The organism is Rhodococcus sp. 21391 (assembly GCF_016772255.1).
GTDB classification, from domain to species: domain Bacteria; phylum Actinomycetota; class Actinomycetes; order Mycobacteriales; family Mycobacteriaceae; genus Rhodococcus_F; species Rhodococcus_F opacus.
The window spans coordinates 3,002,865-3,025,131 of sequence record NZ_CP063781.1 but is presented as its reverse complement, the minus strand read 5'-3'; the positions used below and the strand labels follow the sequence as shown (position 1 = coordinate 3,025,131).

Here is a 22,267-nt window from a genome sequence, read left to right as displayed (position 1 = left end):
CGAGTGGAGGACTTCAGATGAATCGGGTAGCGGGGAAGGTCGTTCTGATCACGGGAGCGGCGCGGGGTCAGGGTCGTAGTCATGCAGTGCATCTCGCCGACGAGGGCGCCGACATCATCGCCTTCGACCTCTGCGAGGACAGAGCATCGAACGAGTACCCGCTGGCGACCGAGGCCGACCTCGAGGAGACGGGACGGCTCGTCGAGAAGGCGGGGCGCCGGGTCGTCACCGCCAAGGTGGACGTGCGTGACCGCGCGGCACTGCAACGCGAACTCGACGCCGCGGTCGCGACGCTGGGACGGCTTGACGTCGTGGTCGCCAATGCGGGGATCGCGCCCCTCGGGAACGACGTGCCCGTCGAGGGATTCGTCGATGCGTTCGACGTCGACTTCGTCGGAGTGATCAACACGATTCACTCGGCCCTTCCGCACCTGGACGCCGGTGCGTCGATCATCGCGACGGGATCGGTGGCCGGGCTGGTCCCGCAGACGGGCCTGAACGGTCAACAGGCCCTGCAGGGGCCGGGCGGTGACGGCTACGGGCTCGCGAAGAAGATGCTGTGGACGTACACCAACTCGCTCGCGCTCACCCTGGGCCCGAAGTCCATCCGCGTCAACGCGATCCACCCCACCAACTGCAACACGGACATGCTGCAGAGCCCTCCGATGTTCCGCACGTTCCGCCCCGACCTCGAGAACCCGACCGCCGAGGACGCGAAAGTCACGTTCCCGTTCATGCAGGCGATGCCAACCCCGTGGGTCGAGCCCGAGGACATCTCGCACGCGGTGGTGTTCCTCTCGTCCGACGAGTCCCGGTTCGTCACCGGTCAGCAGCTCCGGGTCGATGCGGGGGCGGGCCTCAAGCTCGGCGTCTGACGCCGATCCGATGAGGGTCCGGGCCGGCGTGCGGGCGCCGCCCGGGCCCTCGCCATTCTCGCCAGGTCTGGTCGAACCGCTTGCGCAGCTTCGCCGGTGCCTTGATCCGCCAGGCGTCCTGCAGCAGCTCGGTCAGCTGCGCGACGTCGACACTCTCGAGGTCGACGAGGATCGAACCGTGACCGTCGTAGTGCGGAGTGGTGTAGAACGGCGCGCCCTGGGCCAGTAGCGCCGCCTTCTCGTCGAGGTCGCACATCACCACCAGGCCCCCGTCCGACTCGGCCCGCAACCGGGCGAGCAACGTGCCCGCCACCTTCAGCGCCGGAGTGCGGTACGACGTGCTCTCCTGCACCTCCGGCAGGGACGCACCGATCGCCACGACGTCCGTCCAGGTCGGCATGAGCTCAGTATGGACCGCGGGATCCGGCCCCGGCACGCGTACGACTAAACTGCGGCGCGTGGCAACCCCGATGATCGCACCGTCCATTCTGTCTGCCGATTTCGCGCGTCTCGCCGAGGAGGCGGACGCGGTCGCCGGTGCCGACTGGCTGCACGTCGACGTGATGGACGCACATTTCGTGCCCAACCTGACGCTCGGCCTGCCTGTCGTGCAGAGCCTGCTCGCGGCGACGGACATCCCGCTCGACTGCCATCTCATGATCGACGACCCCGGCCGCTGGGCGCCGCCCTACGCGGAGGCGGGCGCGCACAACGTCACGTTCCACGCGGAGGCGACCGACGACCCGCGGTCCGTGGCCCGGGACATCCGCGCCGCCGGCGCCAAGGCCGGTCTCAGCGTCAAGCCCGGCACGCCGATCGAGCCGTACCTCGAGATCCTGAAGGACTTCGACACGCTTCTCGTCATGAGCGTCGAGCCCGGCTTCGGCGGTCAGTCGTTCATCCCCGAGGTGCTGTCGAAGGCGAAGGCCGTCCGCAGGCTCGTCGACTCGGGTGAGCTGAGGCTGGTCGTGGAGATCGACGGTGGCATCAACGCCGACACCGTCGAGGCCGCTGCCGAGGCGGGCGTCGACTGCTTCGTCGCCGGGTCCGCCGTCTACGGCACGAGCGATCCCGCGGAGGCCGTGCGTGCCCTGCGCGCCAGCGCTGCCAAGGCGTCACCGCACCTGAGTCTGTCGCGGTAACGGCGCTCCGGCACATCGTGAACTCTCACGTGCGGCACGAGAATTCGGCTGCGGATCTCGACGCCGCGATGCAGATCGCCATCGGTGCCGCGGAGTCGGCGCGCGGATTCACCAGCCCCAATCCGGCGGTCGGCGCGGTGGTCCTCGACTCCGCGGGGCGCATCGCCGGTGTCGGGATGACGCAGCCTCCCGGCGGTCCGCACGCGGAGGTCGTCGCACTGCGGGAGGCGGGTGACGCCGCCCGCGGCGGCACCGCCGTCGTCACGCTGGAACCGTGCAACCACCACGGCCGGACCGGGCCGTGTTCGCAAGCGCTCCTCGATGCCGGTGTGATCGCGGTGCACTATGCGGTGGGCGATCCGAACCCCGAGGCCGCGGGCGGCGCGGAAACCCTCGTCTCGGCGGGGGTCGAGGTCACGTCCGGGCTGCGGGCCCAGGACGTCGAACGCGGGCCGCTCCGGGCCTGGCTGCACCGGCAGCGCACCGGACGGCCACACGTCACCTGGAAGTACGCGGCCACCCTGGACGGGCGCAGCGCCGCCGCCGACGGCACCAGCCAGTGGATCACCGGACCCGAGGCCAGGGAACGCGTCCACGCCGACCGGGCGAAACTCGACGCGATCGTGGTCGGCACCGGGACGGTGCTTGCCGACAACCCCCGGCTGACCGCCCGGATGCCCGACGGATCGCTCGCCGCTCACCAGCCGGTGCGCGTCGTCGTCGGACTCGGCGACATCCCGGCGGACGCCCGGGTCCTCGACGACTCCGCGCCCACCCTGCTGCTCCGCACGCGCGACGTGGACGAGGTCCTCGCCGCACTCGCGGAGTACACCGATGTGCTGCTCGAGGGCGGGCCCCGGCTGGCGGGCGCGTTTCTCGCCGCGGGCCGCGTCGACCGCATCCAGGCGTACCTCGCCCCGCTGGTCCTCGGCGCCGGCACGCCCGCGGTCGCGGAGGCGGGTGTGCACACGATCGACGGCGCGCTGCGGTTCCGTCACGAGTCGGTCGAAACAATCGGCCCCGATTTGTTGTTGAGTCTGGTTCCAGCAGTGTCCGAAAACCCTGACAGCCCCCAAACGTAGGAGAAGCCACAGTGTTCACCGGGATCGTCGAAGAGTTGGGTGAGGTCGTCGCCAAGGAGGAACTGGCCGACGCCGCACGGTTCACCGTGCGTGGTCCGGTCGTGACTTCCGACGCGTCACACGGTGATTCGATCGCGGTGAACGGGGTGTGCCTGACCGTCGTCGAGGTGCTGGCCGACGGCTCCTTCACCGCCGACGTCATGCAGGAGACGCTGAACCGGTCGAGCTTGCAGAAGATCGACGTGGGCAGCCGCGTCAACCTCGAGCGGGCCGCTGCCCTGAACAGCCGCCTCGGCGGCCACCTCGTCCAGGGCCACGTGGACGGCACCGGGCACATCATCAGCCGCAGCCCGTCCGAGAACTGGGAGGTCGTCCGCATCGCGTTGCCCGACGCCATCTCCCGGTACGTCGTGGAGAAGGGCTCGATCACGGTCGACGGTGTGTCGCTGACGGTCTCGGCGCTCGGCGGCGAACGCGGCGAGGAATATTTCGAGATCTCGCTCATCCCGACCACGCTGCAACTGACCACCCTCGGGGCGGCGTCCGTCGGGACGCCCGTCAACCTCGAGGTCGACGTGATCGCGAAGTATGTGGAGCGGCTGCAAGCGGCCGGCCGCTGAGTCGTACTGTTGAGGAGCATCCACGGATGCATCCGTTTGTATTCGAAGATGCCTAAGTCAAGACTTTGGAGACCGAGCACGTGACCAGGTTCGACAGTATCGAGCGCGCCGTTGCGGACATCGCCGCAGGCAAGGCAGTCGTCGTCGTCGACGACGAAGACCGCGAGAACGAGGGCGACCTCATCTTCGCCGCGGAGAAAGCCACCCCCGAGTTGGTTGCCTTCATGGTTCGATACACGTCCGGCTATCTCTGTGTGCCGCTCGACGGCGCCGACTGCGACCGCCTCGGCCTGCCCCCGATGTACGCCACCAACCAGGACAAGCACGGCACCGCGTACACCGTGACCGTCGACGCCCGGGAGGGCATCGGCACCGGCATCTCCGCGTCCGACCGCGCCGCCACCATGCGGTTGCTGGCCGACCCGTCCAGCGGCGCCCAGGACTTCACCCGGCCCGGCCACGTCGTGCCGCTGCGCGCCAAGGAGGGCGGCGTGCTGCGCCGTCCCGGTCACACCGAGGCGGCCGTCGACCTGGCCCGGATGGCGGACCTGCGGCCGGCGGGTGTGATCTGCGAGATCGTCAGCCAGAAGGACGAGGGCCATATGGCCCAGACCGACGAGCTGCGGGTCTTCGCCGACGACCACAACCTCGCTCTGATCTCGATCGCCGACCTCATCGCGTGGCGCCGCAAGCACGAGAAGCACGTGGAGCGGGTCGCGTCCGCGCGGATCCCGACCCGGCACGGCGAGTTCACGGCCGTCGGCTACCGGAGCATCTACGACGACGTCGAGCACGTCGCCCTGGTTCGCGGCGACCTGCCCGGCCCGGACGGCGACGGCAGCGACGTGCTCGTGCGCGTGCACTCCGAATGCCTCACCGGCGACGTGTTCGGTTCGCTGCGCTGCGACTGCGGGCCGCAGCTCGACGCCGCCCTGGACATGGTCGCGCAGGAGGGTCGCGGTGTGGTCCTGTACATGCGTGGACACGAGGGCCGGGGCATCGGCCTCATGCACAAGCTGCAGGCCTACCAGCTGCAGGATGCGGGTTCGGACACCGTCGACGCGAACCTCGAGCTCGGCCTGCCCGCCGACGCCCGCGACTACGGCATCGGCGCGCAGATCCTGGTGGATCTGGGTATTTCCTCGATGCGGCTGCTGACCAACAACCCGGCCAAGCGGGTCGGGCTCGACGGTTACGGACTGCAGATCACCGAGCGGGTGTCGATGCCGTTGCGGGCGAACGCCGAGAACCTGACGTACCTGCGCACGAAGCGCGACCGCATGGGCCACGACCTGATCGGGCTCGACGACTTCGAAGCGGGAGAAATGCTGTGAGTGGTGAGGGACTGCCGGAGCTGCAACTCGGTGAGGCGGGCGACCTCCGGCTCGCCATCGTCGCCGGCAGCTGGCACGCCGAGATCTCCGAGGCGCTGATCGCCGGCGCGCAGCGGGTGGCGGCCGAGGCGAACGTGAAGAACGTCACACTGGTCCGGGTCGCCGGTGCCATCGAGCTTCCGGTGGTGGCGCAGGCCCTGGCCCGCACGCACGACGCCGTCGTCGCGCTCGGTGTCGTGATCCGCGGCGGGACTCCGCACTTCGAATACGTCTGCGACGCCGTGACGGCCGGTCTGACCCGGGTCTCGCTGGACGAGAGCACCCCGGTCGGGAACGGTGTGCTCACCACGGACACCGAGCAGCAGGCCGTCGACCGCAGTGGCCTGCCCGGCTCCGTCGAGGACAAAGGCGGTCAGGCCTGCGCGGCCGCGCTCGACACCGCTGTCACGTTGGCGCGACTGCGCCGCGCCGAGGAGTCCTTCGTATGATCCGGATCCATTCATGACCACTCCCGAATCCGAGTGGACACTCGTCGCGACGCCACGCAAGTCGCGTCGGTACGCGATCGGTGTGGCGATCCTTCTCGTCGTCGTGCATGTGACGTTCGCAATCCTGCTGCGCGGCGATTCGACGGGCGTGTACTTCCGGCTCGCCGACCAGCTGGCGTTCGCGGGCATCGGCTGCCTCCTCGCGGCGGCGGTCCTGCTGCTGACCCGGCCCAGGTTGCGGGTCGGGCCCCGCGGCATCGCCGTCCGCAACGTCCTCGGGGAGCGCATCGTCGACTGGGACCTGTACGAGGGGCTGTCCTTCCCGGACGGCGCGGCGTGGGCCCGGATCGAGCTGCCCGACGACGAATACCTGGCCGTGATGGCCATCCAGTCCAACGATCGCGAATACGCCGTGGACGCTGTCGACCGCTTCCGCGCACTCGCGTCGGAGTACGCACCGTCCTGAACCCGGGGTCGCCCCTCCGCGACGTCGCGGATGCGGGGTTGGTCGGTGGCGCCGACTAACGTGGAGGGGTGCCCGATCCTTCGACATATCGCCCCGCGACCGGAACGATTCCGGTCGACCCGGGGGTGTACAAGTTCCGCGATCCGCACGGCCGGGTCATCTATGTCGGGAAGGCGAAGAGTCTTCGATCACGGCTGAATTCCTATTTCGCCGACGTCTCGACGCTGCACCCGCGCACCCGCCAGATGGTGACCACGGCCGGCAGCGTCGAGTGGACCGTCGTGAGCACCGAGGTCGAGGCCCTCCAGCTCGAGTACAACTGGATCAAGGAATTCGATCCCCGGTTCAACGTCCGCTACCGCGACGACAAGACGTACCCGGTTCTCGCGGTCACCCTGAACGAGGAATACCCCCGGCTGTTCGTCTACCGCGGTCCCCGGCGCAAGGGTGTCCGCTACTTCGGGCCCTACTCGCACGCGTGGGCCATCCGCGAAACCCTCGACCTGCTGCTGCGGGTGTTCCCTGCCCGCACCTGCTCGGCCGGGGTGTTCAAGCGTCACAACCAGATCGGCCGGCCCTGCCTGCTCGGCTACATCGACAAGTGCTCCGCGCCGTGCGTCGGACGCGTGTCCGCGGCCGAACACCGCAAGATCGTCGAGGACTTCTGCGACTTCCTGTCGGGACGCACCGACAAGCTGGTCCGGCAGCTCGAGGCCCGGATGCAGGAGGCGTCGGAAGAACTCGACTTCGAAACGGCGGCGCGGTTGCGCGACGACGTGGGCGCGTTGCGGCGCGCGCTCGAGAAGCAGGCCGTCGTGCTCGGGGACGGCACCGACGCCGACGTCGCCGCGTTTGCGACCGACGAGCTCGAGGCCGCGGTGCAGGTGTTCCACGTCCGCGGTGGCCGCGTGCGCGGTCAGCGCGGTTGGGTGGTCGAGAAGGCGGGTGACGTCATCGACTGGGCCAGCGTCGATTCCGAGGCGGGATCGGACCTGCCGCTGCTCGTCGAGCAGTTTCTCACCCAGTTCTACGGTGAGCAGGCGGCGCTGTCGGGCGCGACCGACCAGGAGGCCGGCACCAGCGGCGTGCCGCGGGAGGTCCTGGTGCCCGTGCTGCCGCCCGACGCCGAGCAGGTGCAGGAGTGGCTCAGCGGTCTCCGCGGATCCGCGGTCCGCCTCCGCGTGCCGCAGCGCGGCGACAAGAAGGCTCTCGCCGAGACCGTGCAGCGCAACGCGATGGAGGCACTGCAACAGCACAAGCTGCGCCGCGCCGGCGACTTCACGTCGCGGTCGGCGGCCCTGCAGGGCATCCAGGAGGCCCTCGACCTGGACTCGGCGCCCCTGCGCATCGAATGCGTCGACATCAGCCACGTGCAGGGCACCGACGTGGTGGCCTCCCTGGTCGTCTTCGAGGACGGCCTGCCCCGCAAGTCCGACTACCGGCACTACGCGATCAAGGAGGCCGCCGGTGACGGTCGCTCCGACGACGTCGCCAGCATCGCGGAGGTCACCCGGCGGCGGTTCCTCCGGCACAACCGCGACGTCGGGGTGCTGCGCGCCGAAGCGGCCGGGGCGGACGCCGACCAGGTGTCGGGCGGGGACGGCGGCGACCTCGCCCCGGAGGCGGCGATCGATCCGCAGACCGGCAGGCCGCGGCGGTTCGCGTACCCACCGAACCTGTTCGTCGTGGACGGCGGAGCCCCGCAGGTGGCCGCGGCGTCGGCGGTGCTCGACGAACTGGGCATCACCGACGTCGCCGTGATCGGGCTGGCCAAGCGGCTCGAGGAGGTGTGGGTGCCGGGGGAGGAGGACCCGGTCATCCTCCCGCGCACGAGCGAGTCGCTGTACCTGCTGCAGCGGGTGCGCGACGAGGCGCACCGTTTCGCGATCACGTTCCACCGCAGCAAGCGGTCCCGCCGGATGACGGCGTCCGCACTCGACTCGGTCCGCGGGCTCGGCGAGACCCGGCGCAAGGCCCTGGTGACGCATTTCGGATCCGTCGCCCGCCTCAAGCAGGCCTCCGTCGAGGAGATCACCGCGGTCCCCGGCATCGGAACGGCCACGGCGAAAGCGGTACTCACCGCTCTCGGGGCGGAGGAACCGTCTGCGGACGTCGCGGGAGTGGGGGATGATGAACCAGATCGGAACGGGCCGGGCACGGCAGAACAGAACGGCGCGGACATTCCCCGCGAACCGGTAGCACAGCACGGCCCGGCGGCACAGAGCGCATCGCAACGGACAGGTGTCGAGTGAACGAGCAGCACGCGCAGAGCGACCGTCCACCCACGGTCCGGCCGATGGACTTCCTTCTCGTCACCGGGCTCTCCGGGGCGGGTCTGCAGACGGCGGCGAAGGTCCTCGAGGACCTCGGGTGGTACGTCGCGGACAACCTTCCCCCGGAACTGATTTCCCGGATGGTGGATCTGAGCCTGGAATCCGATTCGCGGCTCGAGCGGCTCGCCGTCGTCATCGACGTGCGCAGCCGGTTGTTCACCGGCGACCTCGGCTGGGTTCTCACCGAACTGGAGAGCAAACCCGTGCACACGCGGGTGCTGTACCTCGACGCGTCGGACGAGGTCCTGGTGCGCCGTTTCGAGCAGGTGCGCCGCAGTCACCCGCTGTCCGGGGGAGGCGCCGAGGGCACCCTGTCGGAGGGCATCGCCGCCGAGCGCGATCAGCTCGCGAAGGTGAAGGCCGCCGCGGATCTGGTGATCGACACGTCGTCCCTCGCCGCCCACCAGTTGCGGCAGAAGATCGAGGACGCGTTCGGCGACGCCGAGAACCGGACCATGCAAGTAACAGTCCAGTCGTTCGGTTTCAAGTACGGTCTTCCGATGGACGCCGATCTCGTCTGCGACGTCCGCTTCCTGCCCAACCCGCACTGGATTCCCGAGTTGCGTCCGCACACCGGGCAGAGTGCGGACGTGCGGGACTACGTGTTGTCGCAGGACGGTGCCGAGGACTATCTCGCCACATATCACCACCTGCTGGATCTGACGATCGCGGGATATCGTCGGGAGGGGAAGCGCTACATGACCATCGCGGTGGGATGCACCGGAGGGAAACACCGGAGTGTCGCGATGTCGGAGGCCTTGGCCAGCCGCCTCGGACAGGACTCCGGGCTGAACGTGCGTGTCGTCCATCGTGATCTGGGGCGCGAATGAGGCCGGTGCACCAGCCGCCTGCGATCGTCGCGCTCGGCGGGGGCCACGGGCTGTTCGCCACCCTCAGCGCCGCGCGCCGGCTCAGCCGTGACGTCACGGCCGTCGTCACCGTCGCGGACGACGGCGGATCCTCGGGACGGCTGCGCGCCGAACTCGGCGTCATCCCGCCGGGGGATCTGCGGATGGCGCTCGCCGCACTCGCCGCGGACGACCCCGAGGTGCAGGACTGGACGGACACCATCCAGCACCGATTCGGCGGAATCGGCGCCCTCGCCGGCCACTCGGTGGGCAATCTCATCCTGGCCGGCCTCACCGAAGTGCTCGGCGACCCCGTCGCCGCGCTGGACGAACTCGCGCGGCTGCTGCGGATCAACGGGCGCGTGCTGCCGATGTCGCCGATCGCCCTGGACATCGAGGCCGACGTGCAGGGCCTCGAGGCGGACCCGCGGGTCAGCCGCTGCATCCGCGGTCAGGTCGCGGTCGCGACCACGCCCGGCAAGGTGCGCCGCGTGCGGCTGCTGCCGGCGAATCCGCCCGCATGCCCGGACGCGGTCCGGGCTATCGACGTCGCCGACATGGTCGTCCTCGGCCCGGGGTCGTGGTTCTCCAGCGTCATCCCGCACGTCCTCGTGCCGGAACTCCTCGACACGCTGATCGCCACTGCCGCGCGGAAGGTGCTGGTGCTCAACCTGGCTCCGGAGCCGGGCGAGACGGCAGGATTCTCCACCGAGCGTCATCTGCACGTACTGTCCCAACACGCACCCGAACTCACCGTCGACTTCGTCGTGGTCGATTCGGGTTCGGTGCCACCGGGGCGCGAGCGCGAGCACCTCGCCCGCGCCGCCGGACAGTTCCAGGCACGCGTCGTGTACGCCGACGTGTCGGAGCACGGCACCCACACGCACCATGCAGGAAAACTTGCGTCCGTTCTCGAACAGCTCTGGAGCGACCCCGATGCGGGGTCTCGGGGGAGCGAAGTGGCCGGGACACCAGAGGAAAGGGAGAGCGCTTCGTGGCAATGACAGCAGAGGTCAAAGACGAACTCAGTCGTCTCGTCGTCACTCATGTGAGTTGCCGGAAGGCCGAGGTCTCGTCGCTGCTGCGGTTCGCCGGGGGATTGCACATCGTCGGTGGCCGGGTCGTGGTCGAGGCAGAAGTGGATCTGGGGTCCACGGCCCGCCGGTTGCGCCGCGAGATCTTCGACCTGTTCACGTACAGCGCCGACGTCCACGTTCTCAGCGCGGGCGGGCTGCGCAAGTCGTCCCGCTACATCGTGCGGGTCGCGAAGGAGGGCGAGGCACTCGCCCGCCAGACCGGTCTCCTGGACCTGCGGGGGCGCCCGGTGCGCGGGCTTCCCGCGCAGGTCGTCGGTGGCAGCGTTGCCGACGCGGAAGCCGCGTGGCGCGGCGCGTTCCTGGCGCACGGTTCGCTGACCGAGCCGGGTCGGTCGTCGGCGCTCGAGGTCAGCTGCCCCGGCCCGGAGGCGGCGCTCGCGCTCGTCGGGGCGGCGCGCCGGCTGGGCATCTCGGCGAAGGCCCGCGAGGTCCGTGGCACCGACCGGGTGGTGATCCGCGACGGCGAGGCCATCGGCGCACTGCTCACCCGGATGGGCGCCCAGGACACCCGCCTCGTGTGGGAGGAACGTCGCATGCGCCGGGAGGTCCGTGCCACCGCCAACCGGCTCGCCAACTTCGACGACGCCAACCTGCGCCGGTCCGCGCGGGCGGCCGTCGCGGCCGCTGCCCGCGTCGAGCGGGCCCTCGACATCTTGGGTGACGAGGTTCCCGACCATCTGGCGGCGGCCGGTCACCTCCGGGTGGAGCACCGGCAGGCGTCCCTCGAGGAACTCGGCCAGCTCGCCGATCCGCCGATGACGAAGGACGCCGTCGCCGGCCGCATCCGGCGGTTGCTGTCGATGGCGGACCGCAAGGCCAAGGAAACCGGCATCCCCGACACCGAGTCGGCCGTCACCGCAGACCTTCTCGACGACGCCTGACCGTCGTCGGCGGTCCCCTCGCACCACCCCCACTCCCGGACGAACGGGACGCTCGTTGCGTCAGATCGAACGAGCGTCCCGTTCGTTCGGGTCGGGGCGGCCCGGAAACGGGTGCCGGAGGTGACTGCGCGCGCGCGTGGCCCGCGCACTAGGGTTAGAGCCACATCGACCGATGAACCCTCGCGCCGACCACCCGTCGGTGGTGTCGTAGCGGCGCGGGAGCAGAGCTGCACAACCAGAATCATGCGCAAAGGAGCAGATTGTGACTGTCCGGGTAGGCGTAAACGGTTTCGGCCGTATCGGACGTAACTTCTTCAGGGCGGTGGACGCGCAGAAGGCGCTCGGAACCACCGACATCGAGATTGTGGCGGTCAACGACCTCACGGACAACGCTACGCTGGCGCATCTCCTGAAGTACGACTCCATCCTGGGTCGTCTCCCGCACGACGTCTCGCTCGAGGGTGAAGACACCATCGTCGTCGGAAACCAGAAGATCAAGGCCCTCGCCATCAAGGAAGGGCCCGCGGCGCTTCCGTGGGGTGACCTGGGCGTCGACGTCGTCGTCGAGTCCACCGGCATCTTCACCGACGCAGCCAAGGCGAAGGGCCACCTCGAGGCCGGCGCCAAGAAGGTCATCATCTCCGCCCCGGCCAAGGGCGAGGACATCACCATCGTGATGGGCGTCAACGACGACAAGTACGACGGCAGCCAGAACATCATCTCCAACGCCTCGTGCACCACCAACTGCCTCGGTCCCATCGCCAAGGTGCTCGACGACGAGTTCGGTATCGTCAAGGGCCTCATGACCACGGTCCACGCCTACACCCAGGACCAGAACCTGCAGGACGGCCCGCACAGCGACCTGCGTCGCGCCCGCGCCGCCGCACTGAACGTGGTCCCCACGGGCACCGGTGCCGCCAAGGCCATCGGCCTGGTCCTCCCGCAGCTGCTCGGCAAGCTGGACGGCTACGCGCTGCGCGTCCCGATCCCCACGGGCTCGGTCACCGACCTCACCGCGAACCTGAAGAAGTCGGCCAGCGTCGAGGACATCAACGCCGCGATGAAGGCTGCCGCCGAGGGACCGCTCAAGGGCATCCTGAAGTACACGGACGCTCCGATCGTGTCGTCCGATATCGTCACCGACCCGCACAGCTCGATCTTCGACTCCGGCCTCACCAAGGTCATCGACGATCAGGCCAAGATCGTGTCCTGGTACGACAACGAGTGGGGTTACTCCAACCGTCTGGCCGACCTCATCGGTCTCGTCGCCAAGTCTCTCTGAGCGAAGGTCCGGTAACAGTGGCAGTTCAGACTCTCGACGACCTGCTGAACGCTGGGGTCGAGGGGCGCGCCGTGCTGGTGCGCTCCGACCTCAACGTTCCGCTCGACGGTGACCGGATCACCGATCCCGGGCGCATCATCGCTTCCGCGCCGACGCTGAAGGCGTTGGCGGAGGCGGGCGCGAAGGTAATCGTCACCGCCCATCTGGGTCGCCCCAAGGGTGAGCCCGACCCGCAGTACTCCCTCGCACCGGTCGCGGTGAAGCTCGCCGAGGTGCTGGGACGCAACGTCCAGCTCGCCGGCGACGTCGTCGGGCAGGACGCTCTGGCACGTGCCGAGGGGCTCACGGACGGCGACGTTCTCCTGCTGGAGAACATCCGCTTCGATCCGCGGGAGACCAGCAAGGACGAGGCCGAGCGGACGAAGCTCGCCAAGGCCCTGGTCGAGCTCGTCGGCGACGACGGCGCGTTCGTGTCCGACGGGTTCGGTGTCGTGCACCGCGCGCAGGCGTCGGTGTACGAGGTGGCCAAGCTGCTCCCGCATTACGCGGGCAGGCTCGTCGAAGCCGAGATCAAGGTGCTCGGCAAGCTCACCGAGGAGCCCGAGCGGCCGTACGCGGTCGTGCTGGGTGGGTCCAAGGTGTCGGACAAGCTCGCGGTGATCGAGGCGCTGGCCCCCAAGGTCGACACCCTCGTCATCGGTGGCGGCATGTACTACACGTTCCTGGCGGCGCAGGGCGTGTCGGTCGGCAACTCGCTGTGCGAGGAGTCGATGATCGACACGTGCAAGGCGCTGCTCGAGCAGTACGCCGACGTGATCCACATTCCGCAGGACGTGGTCATCGCCGATTCGTTCTCGGCCGACGCCGAGTCGAAGATCGTTTCCGTGCTCGAGATCCCGGACGGCTGGATGGGTCTCGACATCGGACCGCAGTCGGTTCGCCGGTTCGCGGCGATCCTGACCAGCGCGAAGACCGTGTTCTGGAACGGCCCGATGGGTGTGTTCGAGTTCGCGAAGTTCGCCGCGGGCACCAAGGGTGTCGCCGAGGCGATCATCGAGGCCACCGGGAAGGGCGCGTACAGCGTCGTCGGTGGCGGTGACTCCGCCGCGGCGGTGCGCCAGCTCGGTCTGCCCGAGGACGGGTTCTCGCACATCTCCACCGGTGGCGGCGCCTCCCTCGAGTACCTCGAGGGCAAGGAACTCCCCGGCATCGCAGTTCTGGAGGCCTGAGACATGGCACGGAAGCCGATGATCGCCGGCAACTGGAAGATGAATCTGAACCATCTCGAGGCCATCGCGCTGGTTCAGAAGATCGCCTTCTCGCTCCCGGCGAAGTACTTCGACAAGGTCGACGTGACGGTGATCCCGCCGTTCACCGACATCCGCAGCGTGCAGACCCTCGTCGAGGGCGACAAGCTCCTGCTCACCTACGGTGCGCAGGACGTGTCGGCCCACGATTCGGGTGCGTACACCGGCGAGATCAGCGGCTCCATGCTGGCCAAGCTGGGCTGCACGTTCGTCGTCGTCGGGCACTCGGAGCGCCGGACCCTGCACTGCGAGGACAACGACACCGTGCTGGCCAAGACCAAGGCCGCGCTGAAGAACGGGATCACCCCGATCGTCTGCATCGGTGAGGGTCTCGACGTCCGTGAGGCCGGCGAGCACGTGTCCTACAACGTCGAGCAGTTGCGGGGCTCGCTCGCCGGACTGTCCGCCGAGGACATCGCCAAGGTCGTCGTCGCGTACGAGCCGGTGTGGGCCATCGGAACCGGCCGCGTGGCCAGTGCCGCGGATGCGCAGGAAGTGTGCGCCGCGATACGCGCCACGCTCGGTGAGCTCGCCTCGCCGGACGTCGCGTCCGGTGTCCGCGTTCTGTACGGCGGCAGCGTCAACGCCAAGAACGTCGGCGAGATCGTCGGCCAGACGGATGTGGACGGCGCCCTGGTGGGCGGCGCCTCGCTGAAGGCTGACGAGTTCGCCACGCTGTCGGCGATCGCCGCGGGCGGACCTCTGCCGTAAGGCGCCTTCGGCGCCCGTGCGCCTTTCCGGTAGCTGTAGGTACCGGAAAGGCGCACGGGCGCGGAGCGCCTGTAGGGTGTACGAGGTCGTTGTTGTTCCTACTGGATGGGTGGACGTAGACAGACATGGAACTGTTCCTGGATATCTTGCTGGTGGTCACCAGCTTGCTGCTGATTCTGCTGGTGCTGCTGCACCGCGGTAAGGGCGGCGGTCTGTCCAGCCTGTTCGGCGGCGGTGTCCAGTCGAGCCTGTCCGGTTCCACCGTGGTCGAGAAGAACCTCGACCGGCTCACCGTCTTCACCGGCCTGATCTGGTTGATCGCCATCATCGGCATCGGCCTGGAGATCAAGTTCGGCTGATCTGCTTCACCATGCAGACGGGCCGTCACCGGTCGATACTGGATGCATGATCGAAACCCCACGTGAGGCCACTGAACCACTCCGCGAAGACATTCGGCTCCTGGGCGGCATCCTCGGTCAGATAGTGCGGGAACAGGCCGGGGACGGCGTCTTCGACCTCGTCGAGAAGGCCAGGGTCGAATCGTTCCGGGTTCGTCGTTCCGAGATCGACCGCGCGGATCTGGCGGACATGTTCACCCAGGTCTCCACGAGCGACACCATTCCCGTCATCCGGGCCTTCAGCCACTTCGCCCTGCTGGCCAATCTTGCCGAGGACATCCACCGCGAACGCCGGCGTGCCGTCCACGTCGCCGCCGGTGAACCCGCCCCCGACAGCACCCTGACCGCCACGTTCGCCAAACTCGACGCCGCGCACCTCGACAGCGCCGTCGTCGCGGACGCGTTGCGCGGGGCGCTCGTGTCGCCGGTCATCACCGCCCATCCCACCGAGACCCGCCGCCGGACGGTGTTCGAAACCCAGTCCCGGATCACGGAACTGATGCGCTACCGCGAGCGCACCGCCCTGACCGAGACCGAGACGGCCGACGTCGACGTCCGGCTGCGGCGGCAGATCCTCACCCTCTGGCAGACCGCACTGATCCGGTTGTCGCGGTTGCGGATCCAGGACGAGATCGAGGTCGGGCTGCGGTACTATGACGCGGCACTGTTCGAGGTCGTCCCGAAGATCAACGCCGAACTGCGCACTGCCCTGCGGTCGCGGTGGCCGGACGCGGATCTGGGCGGGGAACCGATTCTGCGTCCCGGGTCGTGGATTGGCGGAGACCGCGACGGCAACCCCTACGTCACCGACGAGGTGGTCCGGCAGGCCACCACCCGTGCCGCGGCCACCGCCCTCGAGCATCACCTCGGCGAACTCGAGACGCTCGAGCGCGAACTGTCGATGTCGGCTCGCCTCGTCACCGTCACCCCCGGGCTCGACCTCCTGGCCGCAGCGTCGCAGGACGATTCCCCGTTCCGCGCCGACGAACCCTACCGGCGCGCGGTGCGGGGCATCCGGGGGCGTCTCACGGCCACCGCGCACCGCATTCTCGGTGAGGCACCCGATCACGGGCTCGACCTCGGCCTCGCACCGTACGACACCCCGCGGCAGATGCTCGACGAACTCGACATCGTCGACGATTCCCTGCGGCGTGGTGGCGACGGCACCATCGCCGACGATGGGCTGGCGAACCTGCGGGATTCGGTGGCGGTGTTCGGTTTCCACCTCTCCGGTCTCGACATGCGGCAGAACTCGGACGTGCACGAGACCGTCGTCGCCGAGCTGCTGGCGTGGGCGGGCGTGCACGCCGACTACCCGTCGCTGTCCGAGGACGAGCGGGTGGAGCTGCTGTCGGCGGAGCTGTCGACCCGGCGCCCACTGACCACCGCGAACGCGAAGTTCAGCGAGCTGACCGCGAAGGAGCTCGCCATTCTCCAGGCCGGCGCCGACGCGGTCCGGACACTCGGTGCGGGTGCCGTGCCCAACTACATCATCAGCATGTGCACCTCCGTCAGTGACATGCTCGAGGCCGCGGTGCTGCTGAAGGAGGTGGGCTTGCTCGACCCCGGATCAGGGGAGGCCCCGTCCTCTCCGGTGGGCATCGTGCCGCTGTTCGAGACGATCGAGGACCTGCAGCAGGGTGCCGCCACCCTCGAAGCCACCCTGGAGGTGCCGATCTACCGGGCGCTGGTGAGCTCGCGCGGCGACTCCCAGGAAGTGATGCTCGGGTACTCCGACTCCAACAAGGACGGCGGCTACCTAGCGGCCAACTGGGCGCTGTACCGCGCCGAGCTGGATCTGGTGGACGCCGCACGCAAGGCGGGAATCCGGTTGCGGCTCTTCCACGGTCGCGGCGGCACCGTGGGTCGCGGCGGCGGCCCCAGCTACGAGGCGATCCTGGCGCAACCGCCCGGCGCGGTGGCCGGCTCGCTGCGGATCACCGAACAGGGCGAGGTGATCGCCGCCAAGTACGCGGAACCCCGCCTCGCGCAACGCAATCTCGAAACGCTACTCGCCGCGACCCTCGAAGCCACCCTGCTCGACGTCGAGGGACTTGGCGACGACGCCGAACCGGCGTACCGCATCCTCGACGAGCTCGCTGCGCTGGCCCGCCGCGCCTACGGCGAATTGGTGCACGAGACACCCGGATTCGTGGAGTACTTCGAGATGTCGACTCCGGTCGCGGAGATCGGGGCCCTCAACATCGGCAGCCGGCCCGCCTCACGGAAGCAGACCACGTCCATCTCCGACCTCCGGGCCATCCCGTGGGTGTTGTCGTGGAGTCAGTCCCGGGTCATGCTGCCCGGGTGGTACGGCACGGGTGCGGCGTTCGAGGAATGGACGCAGGGCCACCCCGAGAGGGTGGCCACACTGTCCCGCCTGTACGCGAAGTGGCCGTTCTTCCGGACCGTGCTGTCCAACCTGGCCATGGTGATGTCGAAGTCCGACATGGGCCTCGCCGCCCGCTACGCGGAGCTGGTTCCCGACGAGGAACTCCGCCGACGGGTGTTCGGCAAGATCGCCGAGGAACACGAGCGGACGATCCGGATGTACAAGGCGATCACCGGGAACGACACCCTGTTCGCCGACAACCCCGGCCTGGAGAGGTCGGTGCACAACCGGTTCCCGTACCTCGAGCCCCTCAACCACCTGCAGGTGGAACTGCTGCGCCGCTACCGGGCCGGGGACGACAGTGATCAGACGCGCCGCGGCATCCAGCTCACGATGAACGGGCTGGCGACCGCGCTGCGCAACAGCGGGTAGCCGGACGGGTTCCCGCGCCCCGTGAGATTTGCGTGAACTTTCTTGCGGGGCGGGGGAACCGAACCGTCCGTCGCTGCGTCAAAACGGGAAAGAGCACGAATGTTTCCGAGACGAATTGGGGCGACGGATGAGACGCTGCGCGGGCAACCCGGACTATTGGCGCGGGGGAATCGGACGGCGGGGGACGAGCACGGCCTTTCCGCGTCGTGCCGGTCGGATCGTCACCGACTGCCGGGTCACCCGGTCACCGGTCGAGCAGGACCCTCGGTCGCCCGCCGGGTTACCGGCGGACGACGAGGACCCCGCCGGATGAGAGCGTCAGTTCGGCAGCCGGGACGCGGCCGACGTGTCGAGCAGCCACCGGGTGGCCGACAGTCCGCGCGCCCCGGACGCCGGGATCTCGACGGGGGGAGCGCCCGCGATCGCGGCGGCCACGGCCTCGGCCTTCGCGTCACCCGACACGACGAGCCACACCTCGTCGGCGTGCCGGACGGCGGGCAGCGTCAGCGTGACCCGCACCGGCGGCGGCTTGGGGGAGTCCGTCACCGCGACGACGAACCGGTGCTCCTCGCGGACCGCGTCGGTGTCGGGGAACAGCGAATTGACGTGTCCCTCACCACCCATGCCGAGGAGGTGGACGTCGAACACCGGAACCTGCTTGCCGCCGGCATGCGCCCCGAGCACCTGCGCGTACGCGACGGCAGCCGCCTCCGGGTCGTTCTCGTAGATGCCGTCCGCGACGGGCATGGTGTGCACCCGGTCGGGGTCGACGTCGACGTGGTCGAGCAGCGCGGCCCGCGCCTGCACGTCGTTGCGTTCCGGGTCGCCGGCCGGCAGGAACCGCTCGTCACCCCAGAAGATGTCGATCGAACGCCAGTCGATGTCGCCCGGGTTCTGCCGGACCTTCTCGAGCAGGCCGATCCCGGTGCCGCCGCCGGTGAGGACCACCGCCGCCGTACCGCGGTCTTTCTGGGCGGCGACGACGGTGTCGACGAACAGCTCCGCGGCCTTCGTCACCAGCGTGTCGGTGTCGGGGTGGACTTCTACGTGGATGTCACTCATACGTCACCTTCGTCAGCCCGGCGAGTGCGGTCTCGTAGACCTCGTCGGGGTCGAGTCTGCGTAGTTCTTCGGCCAGGCATTCGCTCGTTTCCCGCCTGCGGAGCGCGACCCGCGCATCGGGCTTGCCGGTGCGCGAGAGCGTCGCCGTGGTGCCGGTCTGGGGGCGGCTGATGGTCAACGCACCACCGTCGGCGAAGTTGATCTCCACGAACAACGGGCCGACCCGCCGCGTGACGGGGACGTCGACGCGGCTCGCCAACCACCCCGCGATCATGTCGACGGCAGGCTCGTCCACCAGCCCGGACACCACCGCCGACGTGATCGGCGAATGCGGCGGTTGGTCGACGGCCGAGGTCAGCAGCGCACGCCAGTAGGTGATGCGACTCCAGGCGAGATCCGAGTCACCGGACGAGTACGACGCGAGGCGGCTCTTGATCTCCGCCGCCGGATCCGCGCGATCGGTCGCGTCGGTGATCCGCCGGATCGCCAGCTTGCCCACCGGATCCTCGGCGGGGATCTCCGGGGCGGTCTCCGGCCACCACACGACGACGGGAGTGTCGGGAAGGAGGAACGGCACGACCACGCTGCTCTCGTGGTCGGCGAGTTCGCCGAACAGGCGGAGCACGACGACCTCCGACGCGCCGGCGTCGCCGCCCACGCGGATCTGCGCGTCCAGGCGGGGTTCCGCGTCACGGGACCCCCAGGCGACGACGATGACGCGGCACGGATGCTCCCGGCTCGCCTCGTTGGCGGCGTCGATGATGTCCTCCGAGTACTCACTGTCCCGGGTGCATACCACCAGCGTGAGCACTCGTCCCAGGGTCACCGCGCCGCCGGTCTTGCGCAGCTCCACCAGCTTCTTGTTGACCTGCCCGGTGGTGGTCGCGGGAATGTCGGTGATCATCTACGGCCTTCTCCATTCGCGACCGGTGCGGTGCATCATTTCGTCTGCCGCCGGCGGGCCCCACGTGCCGGCCTCGTACGGTTCCGGCCTGCCGTCCGCAGCCCAGTGCGCGAGCACGGGGTCGAGGATCTCCCAGGACAGTTCCACTTCGGCGTTGACGGGGAACAGCGAGGGCTCACCGAGGAGCACGTCGAGGATGAGGCGCTCGTACGCCTCGGGCGACGACTCCGTGAACGCCTGACCGTAGCTGAAGTCCATGTTGACGTCGCGGACTTCCATGCTCGATCCCGGGACCTTGGACCCGAACCGCATGGTCACACCCTCGTCCGGCTGCACCCGGATGACGAGGGCGTTCTGCCCCAGTTCCTCGGTCATCGTCTGATCGAACGGCAGGTGCGGTGCGCGCTTGAAGATCACGGCGATCTCGGTGACCCGACGGCCGAGTCTCTTTCCGGTGCGAAGGTAGAACGGCACCCCCGCCCAGCGGCGGGTGTCGACCTCGAGGGTGATGGCCGCGAACGTCTCCGTCGTGGAGTCCTTCGAGAACCCTTCCTCCTCCAGCAGGCCGACCACCCGGGTGCCGCCCTGCCAGCCGCCCGCGTACTGGCCGCGCGCGGTGGTCTCCTCGAGTGGCTGGGCGAGTTTGGTGGCGGAGAGCACCTTGATCTTCTCCGCCTGCAATTCGGACGGTTCGAAGCTGATCGGCTCCTCCATCGCGGTGAACGCGAGGAGTTGGAGCAGGTGGTTCTGGATGACGTCGCGCGCCGCCCCGATCCCGTCGTAATACCCGGCACGCCCACCGAGACCGATGTCCTCGGCCATGGTGATCTGGACGTGATCCACGTAGTGGGCGTTCCAGATCGGGTCGAACAACTGGTTGGCGAAGCGCAACGCCAGGATGTTCTGAACCGTCTCCTTGCCGAGGTAGTGGTCGATCCGGAAGACGGTGTCCTCCGGGAAGACCTCGTTTACGACCGCGTTGAGCTCACGTGCGCTCCCGAGGTCATGACCGAACGGCTTCTCGATGACCACCCGACGCCACTGTTGGTCGTTCGACTGCGCGAGACCGGCCTCGGACAGCTGCTTCAGGACCACCGGGAACGCGTCCGGCGGAATCGCGAGATAGAACCCGTGATTTCCGCCGGTCCCGCGTTCACGATCGAGCGTCCCGAGAGTGTTGGCGAGTTCCTGGAAGGCCGCCGGGTCGTCGAAGCTGCCCTTGACGAAACGCAGGCCCTCCGACAGTCGCTCCCAGACATCCTCCCGGAACGGTGTGCGGGAATGGTCGCGCACGGCATCGTGGACGATCTTGCCGAAGTCCTCGTCCGACCAATCCCTGCGGGCGAACCCGACGAGAGCGAACCCGGGCGGCAGAAGACCACGATTGGCCAGATCGTAGATGGCGGGCATCAACTTGCGCCGGGCCAGGTCGCCGGTGACACCGAAGATCACCAACGCACACGGCCCGGCGATGCGTGGTAGGCGCTTGTCCCTACTGTCGCGGAGTGGATTGACCCATTCGTCTGACGCTGCGGGCTCGCTCACGTATCAGCTCTTCTGCCCTGCTGCGCGCAGCTGCTCCGCGGTGGCCTCCAGGAGCTCGTTCCAGGACACCTCGAACTTGTCGACGCCCTCGTCCTCGAGGACCTTGAACACGTCGGTCAGATCGATGCCGACGGCGCTGAGCTTGTCGAACACCTCCTGCGCCTCGACCGCGGTGCCGGACACCGTGTCGCCGGCGACCTCACCGTGATCGGCGAACGCGTCGAGAGTCTTCTCGGGCATCGTGTTCACGGTGTTCGGGGCCACCAGTTCGGCGACGTACAGAGTGTCGGGGTAGTCGGGGTTCTTGACTCCCGTCGACGCCCAGAGCGCGCGCTGCGGGCGGGCACCGTCGGACAGCAGACCCTGGAACCGCGGCTGCACCTCGAAGACCTGCTGGTACGCCGCGTACGCGAGCCGGGCGTTGGCGAGCGCCGCCTTGCCGCGCAGCCCGAGCGCCTCGGGGGTGCCGATCTTGTCGAGCCGCTTGTCGATCTCCGTGTCGACGCGGGAGACGAAGAACGAGGCCACCGAGTGGATGCGGGACAGGTCGTGACCGGCTGCCTTCGCGGCCTCGAGGCCGTCCAGGTAGGCGCCCATGACGAGTTCGTAGCGTTCCACGGAGAAGATCAGCGTGACGTTGACGCTGATGCCCTCACCGAGCACCTTGGCGATGGCCGGGATACCGGCCTCGGTGGCCGGGATCTTGATGAACAGGTTCGGGCGGTCGACGATCTTCCACAGTTCGACGGCCTGCGCGACGGTCTTGTCGGCGTCGTGCGCGAGGCGCGGGTCGACCTCGATGGACACCCGGCCGTCGACGCCGTGGCTCGCCTCGAACTGCGGGGCGAGGACGTCGCACGCGGCGCGCACGTCGTCGGTGGTCACCGTGCGGATGGTGGCCTCGACGTCGGCACCGCGCTCGGCGAGCTCCCGGACCTGTGCGTCGTAGACGTGGCCCTTGCTGAGTGCGGCCTGGAAGATCGACGGGTTGGTGGTGACACCGACGACGGACTTGGTCGCGATGAGCTCGGCGAGATTTCCGGACTCGATGCGGTCACGGGAGAGGTCGTCGAGCCACACCGACACGCCTGCTTCGGAGAGCTTCTGGAGGTTGGGGTTCTGAGTCAT

20 protein-coding genes and 1 pseudogene are annotated in these 22,267 nt (G+C 68.8%); 16 read left to right on the top strand and 5 right to left on the bottom strand.

Going from position 1 to position 22,267, the window contains the following annotated elements:
* Positions 1–17: 17 nt before the first annotated feature.
* Complete coding sequence (locus GO592_RS14180; protein ID WP_007295879.1) at positions 18–875, top strand: mycofactocin-coupled SDR family oxidoreductase; 858 nt, start codon at positions 18–20, stop codon at positions 873–875.
* A gap of 64 nt (positions 876–939) precedes the next feature.
* Here GO592_RS14180 and GO592_RS14175 read toward each other — a convergent pair.
* Positions 940–1,275: pseudogene (locus GO592_RS14175) on the bottom strand (MmcQ/YjbR family DNA-binding protein); the annotation flags it as partial.
* A gap of 58 nt (positions 1,276–1,333) precedes the next feature.
* On the opposite strand from GO592_RS14175, the gene rpe reads away from it, so the two are divergent.
* The 15 genes from rpe to ppc all read left to right on the top strand — a co-directional run bounded on the left by rpe (position 1,334) and on the right by ppc (position 17,628).
* Positions 1,334–2,017 carry a ribulose-phosphate 3-epimerase gene (rpe, locus tag GO592_RS14170; RefSeq protein WP_005241758.1) on the top strand — a complete coding sequence of 228 codons (684 nt, stop codon included), beginning with the start codon at positions 1,334–1,336 and terminating at the stop codon, positions 2,015–2,017.
* Between the two features lie 29 nt (positions 2,018–2,046).
* Positions 2,047–3,099 carry a bifunctional diaminohydroxyphosphoribosylaminopyrimidine deaminase/5-amino-6-(5-phosphoribosylamino)uracil reductase RibD gene (gene ribD, locus GO592_RS14165; protein ID WP_007295877.1) on the top strand — a complete coding sequence of 351 codons (1,053 nt, stop codon included), beginning with the start codon at positions 2,047–2,049 and terminating at the stop codon, positions 3,097–3,099.
* An 11-nt stretch (positions 3,100–3,110) separates the two neighbouring features.
* Positions 3,111–3,719 (top strand): riboflavin synthase, encoded by a 609-nt coding sequence (locus GO592_RS14160; RefSeq protein ID WP_005241761.1) that lies wholly within the window; start codon positions 3,111–3,113, stop codon positions 3,717–3,719.
* Positions 3,720–3,799: 80 nt separating this feature from the next.
* Positions 3,800–5,053 carry a bifunctional 3,4-dihydroxy-2-butanone-4-phosphate synthase/GTP cyclohydrolase II gene (locus GO592_RS14155; protein ID WP_009480441.1) on the top strand — a complete coding sequence of 418 codons (1,254 nt, stop codon included), beginning with the start codon at positions 3,800–3,802 and terminating at the stop codon, positions 5,051–5,053.
* Positions 5,050–5,541: a 6,7-dimethyl-8-ribityllumazine synthase gene (gene ribH / locus GO592_RS14150; RefSeq protein WP_005241766.1), complete on the top strand. Its 492-nt coding sequence runs from the start codon at positions 5,050–5,052 to the stop codon at positions 5,539–5,541. Before GO592_RS14155 ends, ribH begins: the two co-directional genes overlap by 4 nt.
* A 13-nt stretch (positions 5,542–5,554) precedes the next feature.
* On the top strand, positions 5,555–6,007 hold the full coding sequence (locus tag GO592_RS14145; protein WP_005241776.1) for a PH domain-containing protein: 453 nt from the start codon (positions 5,555–5,557) through the stop codon (positions 6,005–6,007).
* A 68-nt stretch (positions 6,008–6,075) separates the two neighbouring features.
* Entirely contained in the window at positions 6,076–8,259 is a 2,184-nt protein-coding gene (gene uvrC, locus GO592_RS14140; protein WP_007295876.1) for an excinuclease ABC subunit UvrC, read from the top strand.
* A gap of 44 nt (positions 8,260–8,303) precedes the next feature.
* Complete coding sequence (rapZ, locus tag GO592_RS14135; RefSeq protein ID WP_050998569.1) at positions 8,304–9,170, top strand: RNase adapter RapZ; 867 nt, start codon at positions 8,304–8,306, stop codon at positions 9,168–9,170.
* Positions 9,167–10,192, top strand: coding sequence for a gluconeogenesis factor YvcK family protein (locus GO592_RS14130; protein ID WP_037206106.1), 1,026 nt, complete (start codon positions 9,167–9,169; stop codon positions 10,190–10,192). Before rapZ ends, GO592_RS14130 begins: the two co-directional genes overlap by 4 nt.
* On the top strand, positions 10,183–11,166 hold the full coding sequence (gene whiA, locus GO592_RS14125; protein WP_005262275.1) for a DNA-binding protein WhiA: 984 nt from the start codon (positions 10,183–10,185) through the stop codon (positions 11,164–11,166). The genes GO592_RS14130 and whiA overlap by 10 nt, the downstream gene beginning before the upstream one ends.
* Positions 11,167–11,428: 262 nt before the next feature.
* The gene (gap, locus tag GO592_RS14120; protein WP_005241784.1) at positions 11,429–12,448 is read left to right on the top strand and encodes a type I glyceraldehyde-3-phosphate dehydrogenase; all 1,020 of its coding nucleotides are present in this window, start codon (positions 11,429–11,431) and stop codon (positions 12,446–12,448) included.
* A gap of 17 nt (positions 12,449–12,465) precedes the next feature.
* Positions 12,466–13,677, top strand: a complete 1,212-nt coding sequence (locus GO592_RS44410; protein ID WP_005564784.1) for a phosphoglycerate kinase — start codon at positions 12,466–12,468, stop codon at positions 13,675–13,677.
* Positions 13,678–13,680: 3 nt separating this feature from the next.
* Positions 13,681–14,466 carry a triose-phosphate isomerase gene (gene tpiA, locus GO592_RS44405; protein WP_007295875.1) on the top strand — a complete coding sequence of 262 codons (786 nt, stop codon included), beginning with the start codon at positions 13,681–13,683 and terminating at the stop codon, positions 14,464–14,466.
* A 125-nt stretch (positions 14,467–14,591) separates the two neighbouring features.
* Positions 14,592–14,825, top strand: coding sequence for a preprotein translocase subunit SecG (gene secG, locus GO592_RS14110; RefSeq protein WP_005241788.1), 234 nt, complete (start codon positions 14,592–14,594; stop codon positions 14,823–14,825).
* Between the two features lie 46 nt (positions 14,826–14,871).
* Positions 14,872–17,628, top strand: a complete 2,757-nt coding sequence (gene ppc / locus GO592_RS14105; RefSeq protein ID WP_007295874.1) for a phosphoenolpyruvate carboxylase — start codon at positions 14,872–14,874, stop codon at positions 17,626–17,628.
* Between the two features lie 318 nt (positions 17,629–17,946).
* On the opposite strand, the gene pgl is transcribed toward ppc, so the two are convergent.
* The 4 genes from pgl to tal are packed head-to-tail and all read right to left on the bottom strand — an operon-like array spanning position 17,947 to position 22,267.
* Entirely contained in the window at positions 17,947–18,690 is a 744-nt protein-coding gene (gene pgl / locus GO592_RS14100) for a 6-phosphogluconolactonase (RefSeq protein WP_007295873.1), read from the bottom strand.
* Entirely contained in the window at positions 18,683–19,594 is a 912-nt protein-coding gene (gene opcA / locus GO592_RS14095; RefSeq protein WP_005262262.1) for a glucose-6-phosphate dehydrogenase assembly protein OpcA, read from the bottom strand. Before opcA ends, pgl begins: the two co-directional genes overlap by 8 nt.
* Positions 19,595–21,139, bottom strand: a complete 1,545-nt coding sequence (zwf, locus tag GO592_RS14090; RefSeq protein ID WP_007295872.1) for a glucose-6-phosphate dehydrogenase — start codon at positions 21,137–21,139, stop codon at positions 19,595–19,597.
* Positions 21,140–21,142: 3 nt separating this feature from the next.
* Positions 21,143–22,267 (bottom strand): transaldolase, encoded by a 1,125-nt coding sequence (tal, locus tag GO592_RS14085; RefSeq protein WP_007295871.1) that lies wholly within the window; start codon positions 22,265–22,267, stop codon positions 21,143–21,145.